We start from the raw sequence: 3,018 nt of genomic DNA on the forward strand, positions 1-3,018 counted from the left end.
GTGGGAAGCCGCAGGCATCGAGGACGTGACTGACATAGGCGGTGGACGCCGGTCCCCGGCCGGACTTCGTCTGGCGGGTAACCATCACATGCGGGTTGTCGGTCCGCTGGGCTTCGCGATGGGCCAGGCAACGCTCCACTGCCGCCCAGGACGCCGGATCCAAGGGAACCGGATGCGGGCGGTCGCCGAGCCGAGCGGTCCGGGCACGAAAGTCGAGGTCAACGGCCTGGAGCATTTTGACCTCGCGGCTTGAGGCGCCGTGCAACAGGGCGAGCATGCCCAGCAGGGCTTCGTGCGGGTGGACGGCCGGATCCGTTGTCCAGCGGCGGAACAGCACACGTTGCTGGTCAAGCGTCAGCGTCGCACCCGTGAAGCCGCTCGGTCCTCGGGCGGTCAGACCGCGGGCAGGATCGACGAGGACGAACTTCTGGGACCGCGCGAAGCGGAAGAACTGTCCGAGCACGACCAGGCGACGCTTACGGGCCTTGGGCGAGCTGGCCAGGAACGCCTCGAGATCGTGCACGTCGGTCAGCGCCCAGTCCCGCTTGCCGCGCTCACCGGCGAGGAACAGGGCGAGGTCACGCACGATGGCCAGTGCGGCTTCGATGGTGGCATCGGTGCGGGGCAGTGTTCCGGCACGCCGGGACCGCTCACGCGAGCGGATCATGAAGTCGGCGAAAGCCTCCACCGAAGGCCGCAGGGGGTCGGGGACCGCGAGGATGCGACGTCGTCGTCGGCCGGCTGCGAGCCGCTCGGCCTGGTCCGTGGCCATGGCCAGACCACGAGTGGTGAAGAAGGTCTCCAGGGCACGTGCGAGCGAGCCCATCGAGCGGCCCGGGCGGCGGGAGCGTTCGAGTACGGACTGGGGGAGGTTGGGCTGGCCGTCCCGGAGAAGACGCCCCAGGGAAGTGATCATCGTGCAGGCCCGGCCGACGGAGTACTTGGCGGCGAGATCTGTGGTGAAGTCCTGCAGCCAGTCGGGGGGATTGTCGAGTTCGGCGATGAGGTGCTCGGCCCGGACGAAGGGCCGGTCGGGGTGACGCTGCCAGCAGGCCGAGCACAGTCCCAGGCCTGCGTGCTTCCGTACTCTGCCGCATTGTTCACAGGCACGCGGCGGCTGTTTGGCCTGCCGGGGACGCGAGCAGTGCCCGCACCAGCGGGAGTCCTTGCGGATATATCCGGGCCGGCTGCAGCGAGGGCATGGCGCCTTGGCGGCGTCGCGTTCGGCCTCTCGCAGGCAAGTGCGGCAGAGTGCCGAGGATTTACTCCGCACCGGGTTGCCGCATCCGGTGCATACGCGAGAGCAGGTGATGCACCGGTCGGTGTCGGCCTGGAGGACGCGCTGCTGGTCGCACCGGGGACAAGCGGCCCGGGCCGCGGCCTCCTTCTGCTGGGCAGTGCAGCGGCAGCAGTAGTGCCGGTCGATGAACCCGACCGGGGCTCCGCAGCCGATGCAGTCGCTCTGTTTGACGCCCACGATTCCGCCCTCCTCGGGTCACAGAGGCGGCATCGAACGGCCCCGCGCGGAGACTGCCTTCGGCAGGTCGGCGACCGGCCGAATCGAGGCCGCGGGACGTTCGACGGGGGTGGTGTCGACCTCGAAGAGGTCGTTGGGGGTGCAGTCCAGCGCGGTGCACAACGCGATCAGAGTGGACATCTTCACCTGGGAGGGCTCTTTGCTGAACAGTGCAGACACCGAGGCGGAGGACATTTGCAGCCCCGCGCGTTCGGCCAGCAGCCGCTGCAGCTGGGTGCCGGTCCAGACCTCGCGCTGGGCGGCGGCCATCCGCAGGCGCCATCGGATCTTCATGCGGAGCTGTCCCCCTCGGCGGTCAGCTCGCCGAGCGTGGTGGTCACCGCGCGGCGATAGGCATCCTCGATGAACGTCGCGGAGGGACGGACGTATCTCATGGTTGAGCTGACCGTCCAGTGACCAAGGAGCTGCTGGATAGCCACCAAATCCACACCACGCTCGTAGTTGTGGGTCGCGCAGGCCCTCCGCAAAACATGCGGACTGAAACGGTCGGTTGCCGGGCGGCCTCCGAGTTCCATCAGATACCGCAAACGGTTGCGGATCGTCCCGCGATGCAGACTTCCGCCGGACTCGTCCGCAAACAGCACCGGGGAGTCGGGGAACTTCCCGCGGACGTCGTCGAGGAACCAGCGCAGAACGAGGTCGAGCCCGTCCAGCATCGGTACCCAACGCGGTCGGGGCCCGGAGGTGCGGGCGCCTTTGCCGAACCGAACGTGGAGTTTTCCGAACGGTCCCCGCGTGAAGTGGAGGTCCGGGCGGTCCAGAAGCGACGCCTCTTCCGAGCGCAGGCCGGCGTGATAGAGGGTCCGGAACATCGCATAGTCCCGGGCGGCGGGTGCGTACTTGCGGGCGGTGGCGATCCGGTCCTTGAGGAAGTCGAAGAACTCCGCGACCCGCTCGGGGGTCGGCGGCGGCAGCTGAGCTGGGGACTCATCCCCGACGTGCCGGGACGCGTTGAACTCATCGACCGGGCAAACCAGGCGGACGCCGAACCCCGCTTCGATCTCGACAGCCTTGCGGACCTGCAGGAACCGGTGGAAGCCCTTAAAGATCTGCACGTACTCGCGGCGGGTCGAGGCGGCCCGCCCGGCAAGGGCCAGGTCACCGACGACACGGTCGATGTCTTCGGGAGTGACGTCCCAGGCGGGCCGGCCCAGCGCGGTGAGCGTCCGTTCCAGCAGTCCGATGTCGTTCTCGACCGTCACCGGACTGAACCCGCGGGCCCGCCACGAGGCGACAAACGCCTCAACGCAGTCGGCCTGGAACTCCCACGGATCGGCGGTCACCGGCTCCAGTAGGACGGCACCACCCTGGACCACCCTCAACTGGGATGCCACCGGCACACCTTCCTCGCACCTGACCGATCAAGGCAACACCTGGAGAATCCGGGCACCACCATGAAGACCAACGAGGACAGCAGAAGATGGATACGGGCCGGTGGCAGCGGCGATCCATGAAAAGGAACATATGCCAGCCCCAGATGA

At 68.1% G+C, this 3,018-nt stretch carries 2 protein-coding genes and 1 pseudogene; all 3 read right to left on the reverse strand.

Annotation, left to right across the window (positions count from 1 at the left end; genetic code table 11):
• Window positions 1-772, reverse strand: a pseudogene (locus ACWCPY_RS43125) (integrase); the annotation flags it as partial.
• 723 nt (window positions 773-1,495) lie between these two features.
• Window positions 1,496-1,810 (reverse strand): helix-turn-helix domain-containing protein, encoded by a 315-nt coding sequence (locus ACWCPY_RS43130; RefSeq protein WP_351259637.1) that lies wholly within the window; start codon window positions 1,808-1,810, stop codon window positions 1,496-1,498.
• Window positions 1,807-2,871, reverse strand: a complete 1,065-nt coding sequence (locus ACWCPY_RS43135; RefSeq protein WP_451274656.1) for a tyrosine-type recombinase/integrase — start codon at window positions 2,869-2,871, stop codon at window positions 1,807-1,809. Before ACWCPY_RS43135 ends, ACWCPY_RS43130 begins: the two co-directional genes overlap by 4 nt.
• Window positions 2,872-3,018: the final 147 nt, after the last annotated feature.

The sequence above is a fragment of the Streptomyces sp. NPDC002403 genome, from assembly GCF_053593015.1.